Raw genomic sequence first — 16937 nt, forward strand, 5'->3', positions numbered from 1 at the left:
CTTGGCCGGCCGATGGTCTCAATGGCGGCGTCTTGGTTTCAGGTGCTCTTTGACGCAACTGCCCACCGAATTCCCCGATTTCGGGCTGACGCCCGAGCAGCGCCGCGAGGCGGTGCGCGGCCATTACTATGAATGGCCGGGCATGGATGGCTCGAGCGGCGAGATCTGGTGCTACAGCGACCGTTTCTCCTATCGGCCGGGCGAGACCGTGGTGCTGCATGTCAGCTCGACGGCACCGCAATTCGGCATCGTCGTCGTCCGCGACGGCGGCAGCGAAACCAGGGTCGTCGAAAAGACCGGCCTTTCGGCACGCTGGCAGGAGACGCCCGATCAATGCTCGGTCGAAGGCTGCGGGTGGGATGCCTCGTTCGAATTCCGCATCGGCAACGACTGGCCGTCGGGCGCCTATCGCGTCACCCTTTCGGCCGAAGGGCGGGACGGCAGCCCGATCCACAGCCACCATCTCTTTATCGTCGCGCCCCTGCCCGGCAAGAAACCTGGCCGCCTGCTGCAGGTCGCGGCGACCGGCACCTGGCTTGCCTACAACACCTGGGGCGGCTCCAACCACTATCAGGGCATTACCGGCCCGAACCGCGATCAATACGCGACGATGGTTTCAACGCAGCGCCCGTGGTGCCGCGGCTTCGTCGTGCTGCCGAAGGAGGCGCCGCGCGTGCCGCTGGAGGTCGCGGTGCCGCCGAAGGCGGTGCCGCGCTATCCGCAAATGGAATGGGCTTTCGCCACCGGCCATTCGAAGAAATACGCCTCTTCCGGCTGGGCAAGCTACGACAGCCATTTCTTCCGCTTCGCCGAGCGCGCCGGTTACGCGGTCGACCTCGCCAGCCAGCACGAGCTGCATTTCTCGCCGGAAATCCTCGACGGCTACGATTGCGCCGTCTTCGTCGGCCATGACGAATACTGGACCTGGGAGATGCGCGACGCGGTCGACCGCTATGTCGAGCGCGGCGGCCACGCGGCGCGTTTCGCCGGCAACTTCATGTGGCAGACGCGGCTGGAGGACGAGGGCCGCCGACAGGTCTGCTACAAGTATCGCGCCCGCGCCGAGGACCCTGCCTATCGCGGCGGCGATGTCACCCGCGCCACCAATTCCTGGGAAGCACCGGAGATCGGCCGTCCGGGCAGCGCCACCTTCGGCCTCAATGCGACCAGGGGCGTCTATGCCGGCTGGGGCGGCTGCGCGCCGCGCGGCGTGCGCGGCTTCCCGGTCTACCGGCCCGAGCACTGGGCCTTTGCCGGCACCGGCATCTATTATGGCGATCTGCTCGGTGCCGACAGCCATGTCTATGGCTACGAGGTCGACGGGCTCGATTTCGAGATCCGCGGCGGCCTGCCCTATCCGACCGCCACCAGCGGCGCGCCGGACGGCTTGCAGGTGCTGGCGGTCGGCATGGCGAGCCAGGTCGAGGAAAGCGCCGACATCCCGATCGAGGACCAGTTCCTCACCGACGAGGACGGGCGCTTCACCGCCGAGACGTTGTTCGGCGAGGCCAGCGACGCCAATCTCGACAAGGTCAAGCGCGGCAACGGCATGATCGTCAATTTCCCGCGCGGCAAGGGCGAGGTCTTCCACGCCGGAAGCTGCGAATGGGTCGCCGGCCTGCTAAGGCAGGACGCGATGGTCGAACGCGTGACCAAAAATGTTCTCGACCGCTATCTTGGCCGAGACAAGAAGGGTGAATGAGCGCCATGCAGTCCGTCGAAACCGACCGCCGACAGAACCTTTTCCATTTCACGCGGCGGCCTCAGCCGATGGTGGACCGCGCCGACGGCATCTACCTGTGGGATAAGAGCGGCCGCCGCTACATCGACGGATCGAGCGGCGCGGTCAACGTCAACGTTGGTCATGGCAACCGCAATGTCATCGATGCGATGAAGTGGCAGCTGGATCGCGTCAGCTTCGCCTACATCTTCCAATTCGAGAACGAGCAGGCAGTCGCGCTCGCGCGGGGCCTGGCAGAGCGGCTTCCAAACGGCCTCGACCGCATCTATTTCGTCTCTGGCGGTTCTGAGGCCGTCGAGGCCTGCCTCAAGCTCGCGCGGCAATGGGCGGTGGCAACAGGCCAGGACAAACGCTGGAAAACCATCGGGCGTATGCCCTCTTATCATGGCATCACGCTCGGCACGCTCGCCGTCACTGGCGATGACGTCCTCACCAAGACATTCGACCCGATCGGCCGGCCCATGCCGTTGGTGCCAGCTCCGTTTGTTCATCGCGATCACGACAATCTTTCGATAGAACAGCGAGGCGTCCGCTACGCGAACATGCTGGAGGAAAAAATCCTGGAGGAAGGGCCTGAAAGCGTGCTCGCCTTCATCATGGAGCCGATCGGCGGCGCCGCAACCGCGGCGCTGGTCCCGCCCGACAGCTACTTCCCGCGGATCCGTGAAATCTGCGATCGCTACGGCATCCTTCTCATCCACGACGAGGTGATGACCGGCATCGGGCGCACCGGCAAATTCCTCGGCGGCGACCACTGGGCCTGCCGGCCGGATATCGTCGCGCTATCGAAGGGTCTTTCATCTGGCTATGCGCCGCTCGGCGCACTTGCCGCGACCCAGAGGATTGTCGGGCCGGTTGTTGAGGCGGGTGGATTCCTGCATGGCCATACCTATGGCGGCAATCCTGTCGCCTGCGCGGCGGGCGTTGCCGTCCTTGGCGAGGTCGACCGCCTGGGCTTGACCCAGAATTCCGCCGCCATGGGCGAGGTGCTGAGGGGCGAGCTCGAAGCCCTGTCCGGCCGCTTCCCTTTCATAGCGGACGTGCGAGGCAAGGGCCTGTTCATGGGCGCCGAACTTTATGCCGACCCCGTGGCCAGGACGCCGCTGCCGCAAAGCCTCAACGCCAATTTGCGGCTCATCGACCTGGCGTTTGAACGCGGGCTGATCATCTACTCGCGGCGCGTGCGTGGCGGACCGATGAGCGACAATTTCATGGTTTGCCCGCCATTGATCACGACCCGCGACCAGATCGGCGAGATTATCGCGGTCCTTAGCGACGCGCTGGAAGCGCTGGCCGCGGAACTCGATCTGCCGGTGGGAAGATAGGATCGGGTGGCGTGTTGAGACATCCTGAGATGTTTGCGTTCCTTCGCGCCCCCCTCTGTCCTACCGGACATCTCCCCCTCAAGGGGGGAGATTGGCCGTCACGACAGCCTTCGCAAATCCCAAACGTCGCAGGGTGGGCGGCAGCGCAGAAACCGCCGATCTCCCCCCTTGAGGGGGAGATGGCCGGCAGGCCAGAGGGGGTGCCTTGGCGCCATCCTCTCCATGAGTAAACCCTCACAGGCGGTCACCCTCCGCCCCGGCCGAATCGACGACGTCGAAACCATCCACGCAGCACTCTTGCGCCTCGGCACCCACATCGGCGCGCATCAGGAAATCACCTCCACCCCCGATGACCTGCGCCGCTACGGCTTCGGCGAAAACCCCGCCTTCTCGACCCTGATCGCCGAGGTCGGCGGCGAGTTCGCCGGGCTCTGCCTGCATTTCCCGATTTTCTCGACCTGGATGGGCAGGCCAGGCGTTTACGTGCAGGACCTCTATGTCGAGGACCGCTTTCGCGGCCGCCGCATCGGCGAGAAACTCCTGCGGCGCGTGGCCAGGGAGTGCCTCGCGGCAGGCGGCGTTTATTTGAGGCTCTCCGTCGACACGGACAACGAGACCGCCAAGGCCTTCTATGAGAGACTGGGTATCGGCTGGTCGAGCTACGAGCAGGTGCAAAAGATCGTCGGCAAGGCCTTCTTCGCCTTTGCCGACGCCCCGGAGGAAGAACGATGAAAGCCTTCTATGCGGAGGAGCAAAAGCGCCACGACCCAAAGGCCTTCCTCTCCAGCGGCGCTCCCCAGCCCAACCCGGAAAAGCCGGAGCGGCTCGAAAGATTGCTAGCCGGCGCAAGATCGGCCGGCCTGACGATCGAGAGACCGAAAAATCATGGCCTCGGGCCGATCGCCGCCGTGCACACGCCCGAATATCTCGACTTCCTCGAGCACATCTTCGCGCGCTGGCAGCGTATCGAAGGCGCCTCGGCAGAGGTCATTCCGAACATCCACCCGATCGCCCGCGACGGCTCCTATCCGGCCTCGGCGGTCGGCCAGGCCGGCTATCACATGGCCGACACCGCCTGCCCGATCTCGGCCGAGACCTGGAACAGCGCGCTGTGGAGCGCCTGGAGCGCGGTCGAGGCTGCAGAAGCCGTGATGGCCGGCGCGCCTTCGGCCTATGCGCTCTGCCGACCGCCCGGCCACCACGCCTTCGCGGACATCGCCGGCGGTTTCTGCTTCATCAACAATTCGGCGGTCGCCGCACAGGTGCTGCGCAGGAACGCCGCGCGCGTTGCGATCCTCGATGTCGACCTGCACCACGGCAACGGCACGCAAGGCATCTTCTACGCGAGGCCCGATGTGCTCACCGTCTCGCTGCACGCCGATCCGGTGCGCTTCTATCCCTTTTTCTGGGGCCATGCCGACGAGCGCGGCGAAGGCCCCGGCCTCGGCTACAATTTCAACCTGCCGCTGCCGCGCAAATCCGGCGACGCTGCGTTTCTCGAAGCGCTGGCCTCAGCCTTCCGGCGCGTCCACTCTTTCGCGCCCGAGGCGTTGGTCGTGGCGCTCGGGCTCGATGCCTTCGAAGGCGACCCGTTCGGCGGGCTTTCTGTGACGACGCCCGGCTTCGCGCGCATCGGCGAGGCGATTGCCGGGCTCGGCCTGCCGACGGTGATCGTCCAGGAGGGCGGTTATCTCTGCGATGCGCTCGGCGACAACTTGACCGCGTTCCTGACCGGCTTCGGCGGCAAGAAGGGTTAGCTCAAGAGCGCTGCTGCCTCAGCATCGCGATCACGCGGTGCACGCTTTCCAGCGTCTCGCCGATCTCTGCCGCCGTGTTGTAATGGGCGATGCCGATGCGCACGACACCTTGTTCCGGCGGAATGCCGAGTTGGTGGACGATTTCCCATGCGTAGTTATGGCCCGACCAGAGAAAAATGTTCTCGGCGTTCATCTGCCGCACGATCGTCTCCGGCGCGATGCCTTCGACCGTGAAGGAAACCGTCGGCACGCGTTCGCCGAAACGCTCCGGATTTGTGATGCCGCGGATGGTCAGGCCAGCGATATCTGACAGGCCTTCGATCAACTGCCGGGCCAGTGCGTTTTCGTAGGCGATCGACACCTCGAAGGCTTTCGCAATCCGCTGCCGCCGTGAGCCGCCCTCGCCAGCCGCAGCGCCGAGATCGGCGAAATAATCGACCGCGGCGGTGAGGCCGGCCATCAGCTCGATCTGCGGCGTGCCGAGTTCGAAACGCTCCGGCAGGCCGTTCGATGAGCAGCGGCACTTGTATGGCTTGAGCGTATCGATGACGTCGCGACGGCCCCACAGTATGCCCATATGCGGCCCGAAGAACTTATAGGCCGAGCAGACCAGGAAATCGCAGCCGAGTTCCTGCACGTCGATCAGCCCGTGCGGCGCGAACTGCACGGCATCGACATAGACCAGCGCGCCGGCCTGCCTGGCGATCGCCGTCAGTGCCTTCACGCGGTTGATCGAGCCGGTGAGGTTCGAGGCATAGTTCAGCGCCACGAGCCGCGTCCTTTCCGAAAGCAGCGCCTTCAAAGCGTTTTCCTCGACCTGCCAGCTCCGTTCGTCGAACGGCAGGAAGCGCACGACAAGACCGAGATCCTCGGCAAGCTGCAGCCAGGGCGAGACATTGCCCTCATGGTCCATGCGCGTCAGGATGATCTCGTCACCCGGCTTCATCGTCCGGCCGAGCGTTCGCGACATGTGGTAAGTCAAGGTCGTCATGTTGGCGCCGATGATGATCTCCTCGACGCTTGCCGCACCGAGGAAGTCGGCCATCGCAGCATGCGCCTCGTCGCCCACTTTTTGCGCTGCGACCGTCGTTTCGAAGAAACCGCCAAGATTGGCGTTGGTAGTGAGCAGGCAGCGCGACACGGCGTCGGCCACCGCCTGCGGCACCTGCGTGCCGGCGGGATTGTCGAGATAGACGCGGCGGCGGCCTTTGTCGGTCAGCGAAAGTGCCGGAAACTTCCCGCGCACGACCTCGATCGGAAAGTCTGCCATTGTCTCCATTCCTTTGTCTTTTCTAATGATTTCCGCTCACGGGCACGGATTGCCGACGCGCTGATGGATGGCGTCGACAGCCTTCTGCATCTCCTCCGTCCATCTGACCTCGGCCGAGGACAGCGCCGTGTCGAGCTGCATGACGGTTGTTGCGCCGACGATGTTCGCGGTCACGAACGGTCGGCTCGACACATAGGCATTGGCGAAGAGCGCCGGCTCCATGCCGAAGGAGCGCGCCAGCTCATTGTATTCGAGCAGCACCTCTGCCGCATTCGGCGTCTCGTAGCGCTGGCCGCGATTGAAGAGCTGTGAGCGCGAGCCCTGCGGCCGCGCCCCATGATCGTATTTGCCGGTCAGATAGCCCTGCGCCAGCGGCGAATAGGCAAGCAGCGAAATCTCTTCGCGCTCGCAGACCTCGGCCAGGTTCACCTCGAAGGTGCGGTTGACCAGATTGTAGGCGTTCTGCAGCGAGGCGACGCGCGGGCCGATGCCGTTGCCGGATTCGGCTAGGAAACGCATGACGCCCCACGAGCTCTCGTTCGACAGGCCGAGATGCCGGATTTTGCCTGCCTTCACCATCTCCTCGAAGACGGCGAGCGTCTCTGCAATCGGCGTCTCGCCCGCCGGAGCGCCGGCAGCGTCGGCCCGCCGTGCAACCGCGCCGACGCGTGTCGGATTCGAGCCCCACGGAATGTCTCGGTCCGGCCAGTGGATCTGGTAGAGGTCGATATAGTCGGTGCGGAGTTTGGCCAGCGACTTCTCGACCGCATCAAAGATGTCGGCGCGTACCAGCTTCGATGGCCGATCGCCGCGGAACCACGTGTTGGCCGTGCGGCCGACCACTTTCGAGGCGATGACGACCTTGTCACGGTTTCCCTTCGCCTTCATCCAGCTGCCGATGATCCTCTCGGTCCATCCTTGCGTCTCCGCCTTTGGCGGGATCGGGTAAAGTTCGGCCGTGTCGATGAAATTCACCCCGCGCGAGAATGCCAGGTCCATCTGCGCATGACCTTCCGCCTCGGTGTTCTGCTGGCCCCAGGTCATCGAGCCCAGGCAGATTTGCGAAACAAGGAGATCGGTCCGACCGAGGCGGCGTTTTTGCATGGAATGTCTCCGGCGGGAGGTTTTGCGCGGGCTGCGCGGGAGGGAAATTCAAGCATAAAGCAAAATGCTTGCGTTTGGCAAAATTGCACAGTCGTTTGGCAAAATCGCACAGTGCGGACATGGGCCGAAGCGCAGTCAGTTCGTCATCCTTGGGTCTGCGCTGCGTCGCTGCGCGCCTGCTTCGCCCTGGATGATGAGGTTGGGGATGCTTCAGCCAATCCCCGGCGCTTGCGCCGATTGACGGAAACGAACGGCGAAATCTTCGCCCGCCGACAAGCCTGCAACCTCTCAAATACCGGTGTCGAGGGAACTACCGCCTAGCCCCTGCCAGCGCCCGCCGCTTGGCCTCGTCGATCAGCATATTGGCCACCTGCATGCGGATCATGGCGCGCTGGCGCAGATGCGGGGCGACGCGGTCGGGATGGTTGGAGAAGGCAAAGTTGCGGCGCATGCGGCCGAAATCGGCATTCTTGGCAGGACGATCGAGGCCGAGCTCGCCGGCAATCGATTCGGGATCGACCGGCGGCAGCTTTTCTTCCGGCCCGTGCTCTTCGTCGGCAAGCGCGAGCTTAGCCTGGTCGAGAAGTGCCGCGAACTCAGCGGCAAGGTCAGCGCCTGCCTCACGATATTCGGCGGCAACGCTCTCGCCGGCAACTTTGATACGGCCGGAGTGAAGCTCGTCCGCCACCGAAAGGTAGTCGAACGGAATGGATGGCCGGGCGCCCCCGTCCTCACCCTTCTCCGAGGCGATGATCAGGTCGTCGAGCAACGAAGCGAAATCGAGCTTGTTCCCGGTGCCGATCTCAGCCTCCCTCTTGTCGTCACGGCATTCATTCTGCCGTCGACCATAGATCGCTCTCGTTAAAAATGAATGCCGGCGACGTTAACAATTGCGGCCTTTTCAGCTCCGAAACCCGTTGCCCGACTCGCCGAAATAAAAGGCCGGGCTGCATTTTCGTGCAGCCCGGCAAGATCGCCAGGAGTGGCGAGGAAAAAGCCGGCCATGCGCCAGCATCGAGGCGTACGGAAGAGCGTCAGCGAAAGTTTCAGAAAGAATCGATTGAGACGAAAAAAATTCGCCAGGCATGGCTGCCATGCAATTGCTGCACTGCACAATTTTAACAAATCACTATATGCTCGGCGTGTGGAGGACAAATTAGGGGCCTGGGATATGGGGTTCTTCACCGAAATGTTCGCGCGGCCGCGCCCGCAGGAACAGCAACGTTACCGCTCGGCGCTTGCGCTTCTCAACGCGATGAGCAATGCCGACCGCGCCGATATCGGCATCAAGCCGGCCGATTTCCCGCGTATCGCCCGCGAAATGTCGATACGCTGACGATGAGACGATGAAAAGAGGTTTCCCGGCACCGGGAAACCTCTTGGTCTTCAGCGTCCCAGGAACGTCGCCTTGCCCAGCGGCACGCCATTGTGCCGCAGGATGTCGTAGGCCGTGGTGATGTGGAAGTAGAAGTTCGGCATGGCGGCGTGCAGCAGATATTGCAGCCCGCTCATCGACACCTCGCGCCCCGCAAGCCTGAGCTCGATCGTCCGCTCCTCCGAGCCCTCCAGATCGGCCGCTGAGAAGCTCGCCAGATGATCGAGCGTCTTGGCGATTCGGGCGTGCAGCTCTTCGAAGCTTGACTCGTTGTCCTCGTATTTCGGCACTTCACGGCCGGCAAGCCGCGACGGCGCGCCCTTGGCATGGTCGGTGGCGATCTGCACCTGCCGGGTCAAGGCAAACATGTCGGGCGCGAGCCTGGCGGACAGGAACACCTGCGGGTCGATCTTGCGATCGGCAGCGTTCTGTTCGGCCAGCGCCAGCACGCTGTCCAGCGCCTTCAGCCGGGCCGAAAAGACGGCCACGGAAATGTCGTACATGGATATGGTCACGCGAGTAATCTCCCTAGGCGGCCTCAGCGCCGCGGATGATCAGCTAGTGCCTCCCGACCCGATTCTTCAAGCAGCTCTGCCCCGGCGTCACCGCGCCGCCGCAATCGCCGTGGTAGTATTTTCGTTATCGAGCGGAGATTCCCTGATGAGACGCATCTTTCTCGCAGCGACTGCCTTGTTCTCCCTTGCCGGCATCGGCCAGTCGGCGCTCGCCGCCGAAGCGCCCTATATTGACGACAGATCCAGCGCCGAGGCGGTCGTCCGCTCGCTCTACAGCGCCATCAGCCGGCATGAATTCGCCCGCGCCTGGGGTTATTTCGGCGATACAAAGCCGGCTAAAGATTTCAACGCTTTCGTCAAGGGCTACGACAACACCGATACGGTCGAGGTCAAGACCGGCGCCGTTTCGAACGAGGGTGCCGCCGGCAGCATCTACTACAGCGTTCCCGTCGCCATCCAGGCGACCGACAAGAAGGGCGAAGCAAAAGTCTTTGCCGGCTGCTACACGCTGCGCCAGGTCAACGCGCAGATCCAGGAGCCGCCGTTCCAGCCCATCTTCATCGACAAGGGCGCGTTGAAACCGTCGAGCTCGGACTTCGAGGACGCTGTACCGGCAAACTGCGGCGACGGCCCGCCACCGCCGAAGAAGGATGGAGCGCTGGAACAGGCCAAGAAAGCCTTCCTCGCCACTTACGGCGAACAGTGTGACAAGGAGAATCCGGAGGGCAAACCGGTCGGCGAGCCCGACACCCGCTCCATCCACTATAAGGACGCTGCAGCCGACGAGCCGGAGCGAGAGACACGGCTCTTCCGCTTCTTCTGCTCGATGGCCGCCTACAATGAAAGCGCGGTCTATTACATCCATGATGACGTCAACGGTGTAAGGCAGTTGCAATTCGCCTCACCCGAGCTCGACATCCGCTACGAGAACAACAACAGCGAGGGCAAGGTCGAGGGAATCCACATCATCGGCTTCCAGACCGACGATCAACTGGTGAATTCCGACTATGACGACAAGACCAAGACGATCACCTCGATGAACAAATGGCGTGGCGTCGGCGACGCTTCATCGGCCGGCACCTATCTGTTCCGCAACGGCAATTTCTCGCTGGTGCAATACGACGTCGACGCGTCCTATGACGGCGAGATCAACCCCGAAACGGTCCTGGACTACAACACGCCGCCCTGATCAAGGCGCCTTGCTCAGCATCCAGTTCAGCGTGCCGCGCCAATCGACCATGCGGATCGGCGTCCCGTGCGTACCGGTCTCGAAGCGGACAAAGCGGGTCGGGTAGGCCTTCGATCTGGCGATGATCGAGCGGAAGAAGGCTTCCTGCTTCTCCACAGGAAATACCGGGTCCTTGCTGCCCTGACCGAAGAAGACCGGCACATGGCGTCTGAAGGCGGGACTCGACAAAAAACTTTCATCCCACAGTGAACCGAGCAGCAGCAGCCCGTCGATACGCCGGCCGGTATCGTTTTGGGCAGCAAGCTTCCAGCAGAGTATGCCGCCCATCGAGCCGCAGGCGACGAAGATTTTGGCGCCGGGCGATTTCTCGGCATAGTGGTCGATCAGCGCCGCCACTTGCGCGGCGCCCCGGTCGCCAAAATCGGGAAAATCCGGAGAGAGGTAGAGGCCGCCATTTTCGGCCATCAGATTCTTGATGCGGTTGAAATTGCCGCCGAAGGTGAAGTCGTCGACGCCCTGCTTGCGGCTGCCGCCCTGCCCATGCAGGTAAAGCACGATGATGGCCGCGCCTTCCGTCTTGCCGACCGCGATATGCCTGACGTCGCCGGCATCGGTTTTCAGCATCAGATCCTGCTGCACCTTGCGCACGCCGGGATCGGTGTATTGCGCATGCACCCGCTTTTCCGGCACTTCGTCGCGCTGGTTGATGTCGCGCATCTCGCGATAGTCGAGCACCGTGTAGGTGCCGTTGTCGCCGGTCGACAGCGTCGCCGGATAGGCGAAGAGGTCGTCCTTGAAGGGTTTTAGCTCGAGCGCGTCGGCTGAGCTGACGGACAAGAAAAGCAGCGAAATCAGACAGGCATGGAGTGTGGATACCCCCTTGAGGGGGAGATGGCCGGCAGACCGGAGAGGGGTAAGCGGCGACGAAACAGGAAAGACATGCCCAGAGCCATGCGAAATTCGGCTTCGGTTTGTCAATCCTGCAGCACGCCGCCCGCCCCTTCCAGCGCCTCGCGGGTGTCGACATCGATCGACGCGCCCTGGCCGATCTCGACATCGATGACGTCGAGCCCCTCGGCCTCGACCAGATGGCGCGCGCCGGTGTCACCCTCGAGATGCGCGACGGCGGAAAACAGCGAACGCGGCAACAGCACGGGGTTGCCGCGCTTGCCGAGATGCGCGGCGCGCACCACGGCGCGACCACCGGAGCGGCGGAAGGCGTCGATCAGGCTGTCGAGATCCCGCGACGAGACGCCCGGCATGTCGCCGAGCACGATCATGGCGCCGGCGGCATCGGGCGCAACCCGCGCGATACCCGCCTTCAGCGACGAGGCCAGACCGTCGACGAAGTCCGGATTGTCGGCGAGCCTCACATCGAGGCCGGAAAGCGCCAAACGCACGCGCTCGCGCTGATGTCCGGTGACGACGATTGTGGCGGCGGCCTTCGAGCCCAGCGCCCGCTCGGCCGTGCGGCGTACCAGCGGCTTGCCGTCGAACAGTGCCAGCAGCTTATTCGGCCCGCCCATGCGGCTGGAGCGGCCGGCAGCAAGAAGCACGATGTCGACCCTCGGCTCCGATCGTGCCGACTGTGACGCTGGCAGCGGCTCGCGCGGCTGCGGCCTGGTCGGGATTTCCATCAAGAGACCCCCGACGCCCATGCCGGCAATGTCGCGCGCGGTCACTTCGAGCCCGGCGATCAGCCGGTCCAGCACCCAGTCGAAACCGTTTTCCTTGGGGCTGCGGGCGCAACCGGGCGCGCCGATGACGCGCTTGCCAGCCAAGGTTCCGAGCACCAGCAGATTGCCGGGATCGACCGGCATGCCCGCGCGGATCACGGTACCACCTGCGCGTTCGATCGCGGCCGGGATGACATCGGCGAAATCGGCCAGCGCCGAGGCGCCGAAGATCACCACCATATCGTTGTCGCGGGCCAGCGCGCTTGCTGCTTCCGCGACGGGCGCGATCTCATGCGGCGTGCGCCGCTCCGCCGTCAGCCGGCCGCCCGAGCGCGCCAGCCGCGCCTCGGTGACGCGCAGCGTCTTATCGAGCACGCTTGGCTTGACGCTGGGGAGCACCGTCTGGATGACGCCGACATTGACCGGATTGTAGGCGTTGACGGCAAATATCTCGCCGCCGGCACAGATCTTAACCACCGCATCGACCAGGCTTGCGGCGACGGCAAAGGGGATGATCTTCACCGTCGCCACCATCTGGCCCTTCTCGACCGGCGCGTGCTGCGCCAGCGTCGCGATGGTGATGGACGGATCGATGGCATTGATGGCGTCGATCATTTCCACGCTGACAGTGAAGATGCCTGCGGTTTCGGCATGCAGGTTGACGCGTCCTGTTGCGGCGGGCTTCGTCTCGACGTTGCGATGAGCCATGCTCAACGCGATCTTTTCGGCCGCGGCATCCTCGCCAAGATCATCGGGAGCCAGAACGGCCACGACGACTTCGCCGATACCGGCCGCCTTCAGCGCGGCTATATCCTCGCCGCTCAGCCGATGCGCCTTGCGCAACCGCCGCTCGCCGGCGGTGGTCGCATGTGCCAGCACCGCGCCTTCGGCCTCATCGATCGGAACCGGACCGAACTTCACGCCACGGCGCCTTTCGCTTCGAGACCGCGCGAGCGGAAGGCGTGGATGACCTGCGCAAGGACGGCGACGGCGATCTCGGCCGGGCTCGCGGCGCCGATGTCGAGACCGATCGGCGCGTGGATGCGGGCGATCTGGTCGGCGCTGGCGCCGAGCGCCAGCAGTCGCTCGACCCGCTTGGCATGGGTCTTCCTGCTGCCCAGCGCACCGATATAGAAGCACTTGGCATCGAGCGCTGCCTTCAGCGCGAAATCGTCGATCTTCGGATCGTGGGTGACCGCGGCAAGCGCGGTGTAGCTATCGAGCGGCTGGCGCTTCAGCACATCCTCCGGCCATTCGGCATGCAGCGCCACATCGGGAAAGCGCTCCGGCGTGGCGAAGGCAGTGCGCGGGTCGACGATCTCGACCGGATAGCCGGCGATCCTGGCCATCGGCGCCAATGCCTGGCTGATATGCACGGCGCCGATCACCACCAGGCGCGGGCGCGGCAAATGCGCGTTGAGGAAGAAGGTCCGCCCTTCCGCCTCGACAGATTCCGAATTGCCGGTGCGGAATGCCCTGGCGATCGCCGCCCCGAGATCGCCCGCAACATGGTCGCCCTCGCGCACGATACGGTCGCGGCCGTCACCGAGATCGGTGACCAGCATTGCTGCGCGGCGAGCGCGGCGTTCCTCGTTGAGTGTCTTGAGAACGTACGGGTCCATAAGAAAGTCTCTTGTTGCAGCATGATCTTGTCCGCAAACCGGTTCCCACTTTGCGGGATCATGCTCTAGCCCAGCCGCTCGACATAGACCTTGATGCGGCCGCCGCAGGACAAGCCCACCTGCCATGCCGTTTCGTCGGCAACGCCGAATTCCAGCATCCTGGCCTTGCCGCTGTCTATGACATCGACCGCCTCGGTCACCACCGCGCCTTCGACGCAGCCGCCGGAAACAGAGCCGTGGAAATTCCCCTCGGCGTCGATGACCAGATGGCTGCCGACCGGGCGTGGCGCCGAACCCCAGGTCTCGACCACGGTCGCGATGGCGACATCCTTGCCGTCCTTCATCCAGCCTTCCGCGATGATCAGGGGATCGCGGGCCTCATCGAGATAAATGCTCTCGTCCATTGTCGCTTCTCACAAAGTCTGTTTTTCAGGGGGAAACTTTAGTTTTCCCCCACGAACATATGGCTACGCGGCGCGCCTCTCGCCAGTTTGCAGCCAGCGGCGCGGGTCGACCGAAGCCGCCGGCCGCTGGTCAAGCGAAGCGCAAAGATCGGCCAGAGCATCGAGATTATGCACCGCGCGGAACTCGTCGACATGCGGCAGCATCGCCTTGACGCCGCGGGCGCGCGCCTCGAACCCGTCGAAGCGCAACAGCGGGTTGAGCCAGATCAGCCTCCGGCAGGATTTGTGCAGCCGCTCCATCTCCTCCGACAGGCCGCTGACGTCGTCGCGCTCCAGCCCATCGGTGATCAGCAGTACCACGGCGCCCTGCCCCAGCACGCGGCGCGACCACAGGCGATTGAATTCGGCGACCGCATCGCCGATGCGGGTGCCGCCCGACCAGTCCTTCACAGCTGCCGAGCATTCGGCCAGCGCCTCGTCGGGATCGCGATGGCGCATCTGGCGAGTGAGGTTCGTCAGCCGCGTGCCGAAGACGAAAGCGTGCACGCGTCGGCGCTTTTCCGTCAACGCATGCAGGAAATGCAGGAAGATGCGCGTGTACTGGCTCATCGAGCCGGAAATGTCGGCAAGCACGACCAGCGGCGGATGCACTTCGCGGGCAGAGCGGAATTTCGGCAGGATCAGCGTGCCGCCGGTGCGCGCGGCCGAGCGCATCATGGCGCGCGGATCGATGCGACGCCCCTGTGCATCAGCCTTGAAGCGGCGCGTGCGCACCAGATCGAAGGGTAGCCGCAAGGCCGCGATCGCCTTTTTGGCCTCGGCCAGTTCGGCCGCATCCATCTGCGCAAAATCCTTGGCCCTCAGCACCTCGTTACCAGAGAAGGTGAAACGCGCATCGACCTCGATCTCCGGCACTTCCCGCACCGGTTGGTTCTTGTGGTGGCCTTCGAACATCGCCTGGCTGACGCGGTTTTCGGCAGCGCGGGGCTTTTGCTTTTCACGATCGTCGGGCGCGACCGGCGAAAACATCGCCAGCAGCTTCTCGATCAATTCGTGCGACTTCCAGAACAGGCGGAAGGCTTCGTCGAAAACCGGATGATCCTCGTGCCGCGAGACCAGCACCGCATGCAGCGTCCAATAGAAATCGTCGCGCGAGCCGATGCCGGCGGCAAGCACAGCCTCGATGGCGTCCTTGACCGAGGCCGGCCCGACGCTCATGCCTGCCTTGCGCAGCGCCCGCGCAAAATAGACGATGTTGTCGGCGATATGCCCGTCCGCGAGCGCCTCTCTGGGTTCCGGGCGTGGCGATGGCATCGCGCCTACTCCGCGGCGGAAAGCTCGGCCTTGACCTCATTGAGGATACGCCGGCCTTCGCCCTGTTCGATGCGGGCAATGTCGTCCTGGTATTTCAGCAGCACGCCGATCGTATCGGATACGGTTTCCGGATCGAGCGCCACCTTGTCGAGTTCGGTCAGCGCGCCGGCCCAGTCGATGGTTTCGGCGACGCCCGGCGCCTTGAACAGCTCGACCTGGCGCAGCTTCTGGATGAAGGATACCACCTCGGCCGACAGCCTCCTATTCGCCTGTGGCACCTTGCGCCGCACGATCTCCAGCTCGCGCTCGGCGTTCGGATAGTCGACCCAGTGATAGAGGCAGCGCCTCTTCAACGCGTCGTGGATCTCGCGCGTGCGGTTGGTGGTGATGATGACGATCGGCGGCTCTTCCGCTTTGATCGTGCCGAGTTCCGGGACGGTGACCTGGAAGTCCGACAATATCTCGAGCAGGAACGCCTCGAAGGCCTCGTCGGTACGGTCGAGCTCGTCGATCAGGAACACCGGCGCCGCCCCTGCCTTGCCGGTCAGCGCATCGAGCACCGGGCGGCGGATCAGGTATTTTTCGGAAAAGACGTTGCGCTCCATGTCGGAGCGCACGACCTTGCCGGCCGCCTCCTCCATTCGGATCTCGATCATCTGGGCGGCATAGTTCCACTCGTAGACGGCGGAGGAGACGTCGAGCCCTTCATAGCATTGAAGGCGGATCAGCCGGCGGCCGAGCGCATCGGCCAGCACCTTGGCGATCTCGGTCTTGCCAACGCCCGCCTCGCCTTCGAGGAACAGCGGCCGCTTCATGCGCAGCGACAGGAACAGCACCGTCGCCAGCGAGCGATCCGCGACATAATCCGCGCCGGTCAGGAGATCGAGCGTCTCGTCGATCGACTTCGGCGCGGGCCGCGGCACGGTCATTTTGTCTCCGTGGATCCCGCGCACCCGTTTCACAGAACGTGGTAGTCGCGATTGTGGTAGATCAGCGGCCGCAAATTATCGCCGATGCGCAGGCCTGTCACTTGCCAAAAAGCACACGGTGGGTGGCCAAATCCTTGGCATCGACGATCTGGCAATCGAACACGGCGAGCGCCCCTTTCAGTGTCGGCGCGCCTGTCGAGATCACGTCCCATTCGCCGAGCGCAAAGCGTTCTTCGGGCGGCAGGCCGGTAATGCCGGAAAAGCCCACGGAGATCGCCTCCTGGTCCGAGGCGAGCGTGTTCAGCGCAAAGTTGCCATTCCTGATGAACGGTTCGTTCTTCGGATTTTCGCGGTTGAGGCAAACAAGCACGGTGGGCGGCGTGTCGGAGACCGAACAGGCGGCAATCACCGTTGCGCCGCGTTTGCCCGCCGGGCCGTCCGTGGTCACCACATGCACATGGCCGGCAAAATGCGCCATCGCATCGCGATAGTGCTGTGGCCCGATGTCATTGATCTTCAGCACCCGATGATTCCACCTGTCAAAACCAAGTCCGTTATATATGGCCACATATTGCACGCCACAAGTTGCCTAGCATGGGCGAAGTGCTTGACCGCAGTCCTGAAATTCGCGTGTTGCGCCGGGATTAGCCAGCCTTTAGGTCTTTGCTGGAATAGTGCCGGACTGTAACTCCGGCATAGGGGAACCTCTTCGCCCG

General features: G+C 63.8%; 17 protein-coding genes and 1 pseudogene. 6 read left to right on the forward strand and 12 right to left on the reverse strand.

Annotation, left to right across the window (positions count from 1 at the left end; all coding sequences use genetic code 11):
- Positions 1 to 49 precede the first annotated feature (49 nt).
- The 4 genes from EJ071_RS26850 to EJ071_RS26870 all read left to right on the forward strand — a co-directional run bounded on the left by EJ071_RS26850 (position 50) and on the right by EJ071_RS26870 (position 4823).
- Complete coding sequence (locus tag EJ071_RS26850) at positions 50 to 1702, forward strand: N,N-dimethylformamidase beta subunit family domain-containing protein (RefSeq protein WP_126100557.1); 1653 nt, start codon at positions 50 to 52, stop codon at positions 1700 to 1702.
- Complete coding sequence (locus EJ071_RS26855; RefSeq protein WP_126100558.1) at positions 1699 to 3066, forward strand: aspartate aminotransferase family protein; 1368 nt, start codon at positions 1699 to 1701, stop codon at positions 3064 to 3066. Before EJ071_RS26850 ends, EJ071_RS26855 begins: the two co-directional genes overlap by 4 nt.
- A 222-nt stretch (positions 3067 to 3288) precedes the next feature.
- Complete coding sequence (locus tag EJ071_RS26865; protein WP_126100560.1) at positions 3289 to 3798, forward strand: GNAT family N-acetyltransferase; 510 nt, start codon at positions 3289 to 3291, stop codon at positions 3796 to 3798.
- Positions 3795 to 4823: a histone deacetylase family protein gene (locus EJ071_RS26870; RefSeq protein WP_126100561.1), complete on the forward strand. Its 1029-nt coding sequence runs from the start codon at positions 3795 to 3797 to the stop codon at positions 4821 to 4823. The genes EJ071_RS26865 and EJ071_RS26870 overlap by 4 nt, the downstream gene beginning before the upstream one ends.
- 1 nt (position 4824) lies before the next feature.
- Here the strand turns inward: EJ071_RS26870 and EJ071_RS26875 are convergent, their stop codons facing one another.
- The 4 genes from EJ071_RS26875 to EJ071_RS38710 form a co-directional block, all read right to left on the reverse strand.
- On the reverse strand, positions 4825 to 6093 hold the full coding sequence (locus EJ071_RS26875) for a cysteine desulfurase-like protein (protein ID WP_126100562.1): 1269 nt from the start codon (positions 6091 to 6093) through the stop codon (positions 4825 to 4827).
- Positions 6094 to 6129: 36 nt separating this feature from the next.
- Positions 6130 to 7197, reverse strand: coding sequence for an aldo/keto reductase (locus EJ071_RS26880; RefSeq protein ID WP_126100563.1), 1068 nt, complete (start codon positions 7195 to 7197; stop codon positions 6130 to 6132).
- Positions 7198 to 7507: 310 nt separating this feature from the next.
- Positions 7508 to 7966 (reverse strand): hypothetical protein, encoded by a 459-nt coding sequence (locus tag EJ071_RS26885; RefSeq protein ID WP_126100564.1) that lies wholly within the window; start codon positions 7964 to 7966, stop codon positions 7508 to 7510.
- A 92-nt stretch (positions 7967 to 8058) separates the two neighbouring features.
- Positions 8059 to 8202: a hypothetical protein gene (locus EJ071_RS38710; RefSeq protein ID WP_189521228.1), complete on the reverse strand. Its 144-nt coding sequence runs from the start codon at positions 8200 to 8202 to the stop codon at positions 8059 to 8061.
- 166 nt (positions 8203 to 8368) lie between these two features.
- Between EJ071_RS38710 and EJ071_RS40290 the strand changes: the two genes are divergently transcribed.
- Entirely contained in the window at positions 8369 to 8533 is a 165-nt protein-coding gene (locus EJ071_RS40290) for a DUF1127 domain-containing protein (protein WP_082954041.1), read from the forward strand.
- Positions 8534 to 8583: 50 nt separating this feature from the next.
- On the opposite strand, the gene EJ071_RS26895 is transcribed toward EJ071_RS40290, so the two are convergent.
- Positions 8584 to 9087, reverse strand: a complete 504-nt coding sequence (locus EJ071_RS26895; RefSeq protein WP_126100565.1) for a DUF1993 family protein — start codon at positions 9085 to 9087, stop codon at positions 8584 to 8586.
- A 145-nt stretch (positions 9088 to 9232) separates the two neighbouring features.
- Here EJ071_RS26895 and EJ071_RS26900 point away from each other — a divergent pair, with 145 nt between their 5' ends.
- Positions 9233 to 10276, forward strand: a complete 1044-nt coding sequence (locus tag EJ071_RS26900; protein ID WP_126100566.1) for a DUF1176 domain-containing protein — start codon at positions 9233 to 9235, stop codon at positions 10274 to 10276.
- On the opposite strand, the gene EJ071_RS26905 is transcribed toward EJ071_RS26900, so the two are convergent.
- The 7 genes and pseudogenes from EJ071_RS26905 to EJ071_RS26935 all read right to left on the reverse strand — a co-directional run bounded on the left by EJ071_RS26905 (position 10277) and on the right by EJ071_RS26935 (position 16744).
- Positions 10277 to 11128 (reverse strand): alpha/beta fold hydrolase, encoded by an 852-nt coding sequence (locus tag EJ071_RS26905; RefSeq protein WP_126102726.1) that lies wholly within the window; start codon positions 11126 to 11128, stop codon positions 10277 to 10279.
- 122 nt (positions 11129 to 11250) lie between these two features.
- Positions 11251 to 12873, reverse strand: coding sequence for a molybdopterin-binding/glycosyltransferase family 2 protein (locus EJ071_RS26910; protein ID WP_126100567.1), 1623 nt, complete (start codon positions 12871 to 12873; stop codon positions 11251 to 11253).
- Positions 12870 to 13574, reverse strand: a complete 705-nt coding sequence (locus EJ071_RS26915) for an XdhC family protein (RefSeq protein WP_126100568.1) — start codon at positions 13572 to 13574, stop codon at positions 12870 to 12872. The genes EJ071_RS26910 and EJ071_RS26915 overlap by 4 nt, the downstream gene beginning before the upstream one ends.
- Positions 13575 to 13639: 65 nt before the next feature.
- Complete coding sequence (locus tag EJ071_RS26920; protein WP_126100569.1) at positions 13640 to 13978, reverse strand: XdhC family protein; 339 nt, start codon at positions 13976 to 13978, stop codon at positions 13640 to 13642.
- Between the two features lie 63 nt (positions 13979 to 14041).
- Positions 14042 to 15292: a VWA domain-containing protein gene (locus EJ071_RS26925; protein WP_126100570.1), complete on the reverse strand. Its 1251-nt coding sequence runs from the start codon at positions 15290 to 15292 to the stop codon at positions 14042 to 14044.
- Positions 15293 to 15297: 5 nt separating this feature from the next.
- A complete protein-coding gene (locus tag EJ071_RS26930; RefSeq protein ID WP_126100571.1) occupies positions 15298 to 16221 on the reverse strand; it encodes a MoxR family ATPase in 924 nt (307 codons plus the stop codon).
- Between the two features lie 29 nt (positions 16222 to 16250).
- Positions 16251 to 16744 (reverse strand): annotated as a pseudogene (locus EJ071_RS26935) (flavin reductase).
- Positions 16745 to 16937: the final 193 nt, after the last annotated feature.

The organism is Mesorhizobium sp. M1B.F.Ca.ET.045.04.1.1 (genome assembly GCF_003952465.1).
GTDB classification, from domain to species: domain Bacteria; phylum Pseudomonadota; class Alphaproteobacteria; order Rhizobiales; family Rhizobiaceae; genus Mesorhizobium; species Mesorhizobium shonense.

Bases quoted from the DNA above. Each gene is read 5' to 3' on its own strand.
- EJ071_RS26855 (WP_126100558.1), top strand. From the start codon at position 1,699: ATGAGCGCCATGCAGTCCGTCGAAACCGACCGCCGACAGAACCTTTTC.
- EJ071_RS26865 (WP_126100560.1), top strand. From the start codon at position 3,289: ATGAGTAAACCCTCACAGGCGGTCACCCTCCGCCCCGGCCGAATCGAC.
- EJ071_RS26870 (WP_126100561.1), top strand. From the start codon at position 3,795: ATGAAAGCCTTCTATGCGGAGGAGCAAAAGCGCCACGACCCAAAGGCC.
- EJ071_RS26875 (WP_126100562.1), bottom strand. From the start codon at position 6,093: ATGGCAGACTTTCCGATCGAGGTCGTGCGCGGGAAGTTTCCGGCACTT.
- EJ071_RS26880 (WP_126100563.1), bottom strand. From the start codon at position 7,197: ATGCAAAAACGCCGCCTCGGTCGGACCGATCTCCTTGTTTCGCAAATC.
- EJ071_RS38710 (WP_189521228.1), bottom strand. From the start codon at position 8,202: ATGGCCGGCTTTTTCCTCGCCACTCCTGGCGATCTTGCCGGGCTGCAC.
- EJ071_RS40290 (WP_082954041.1), top strand. From the start codon at position 8,369: ATGGGGTTCTTCACCGAAATGTTCGCGCGGCCGCGCCCGCAGGAACAG.
- EJ071_RS26900 (WP_126100566.1), top strand. From the start codon at position 9,233: ATGAGACGCATCTTTCTCGCAGCGACTGCCTTGTTCTCCCTTGCCGGC.
- EJ071_RS26915 (WP_126100568.1), bottom strand. From the start codon at position 13,574: ATGGACCCGTACGTTCTCAAGACACTCAACGAGGAACGCCGCGCTCGC.
- EJ071_RS26920 (WP_126100569.1), bottom strand. From the start codon at position 13,978: ATGGACGAGAGCATTTATCTCGATGAGGCCCGCGATCCCCTGATCATC.
- EJ071_RS26925 (WP_126100570.1), bottom strand. From the start codon at position 15,292: ATGCCATCGCCACGCCCGGAACCCAGAGAGGCGCTCGCGGACGGGCAT.
- EJ071_RS26930 (WP_126100571.1), bottom strand. From the start codon at position 16,221: ATGACCGTGCCGCGGCCCGCGCCGAAGTCGATCGACGAGACGCTCGAT.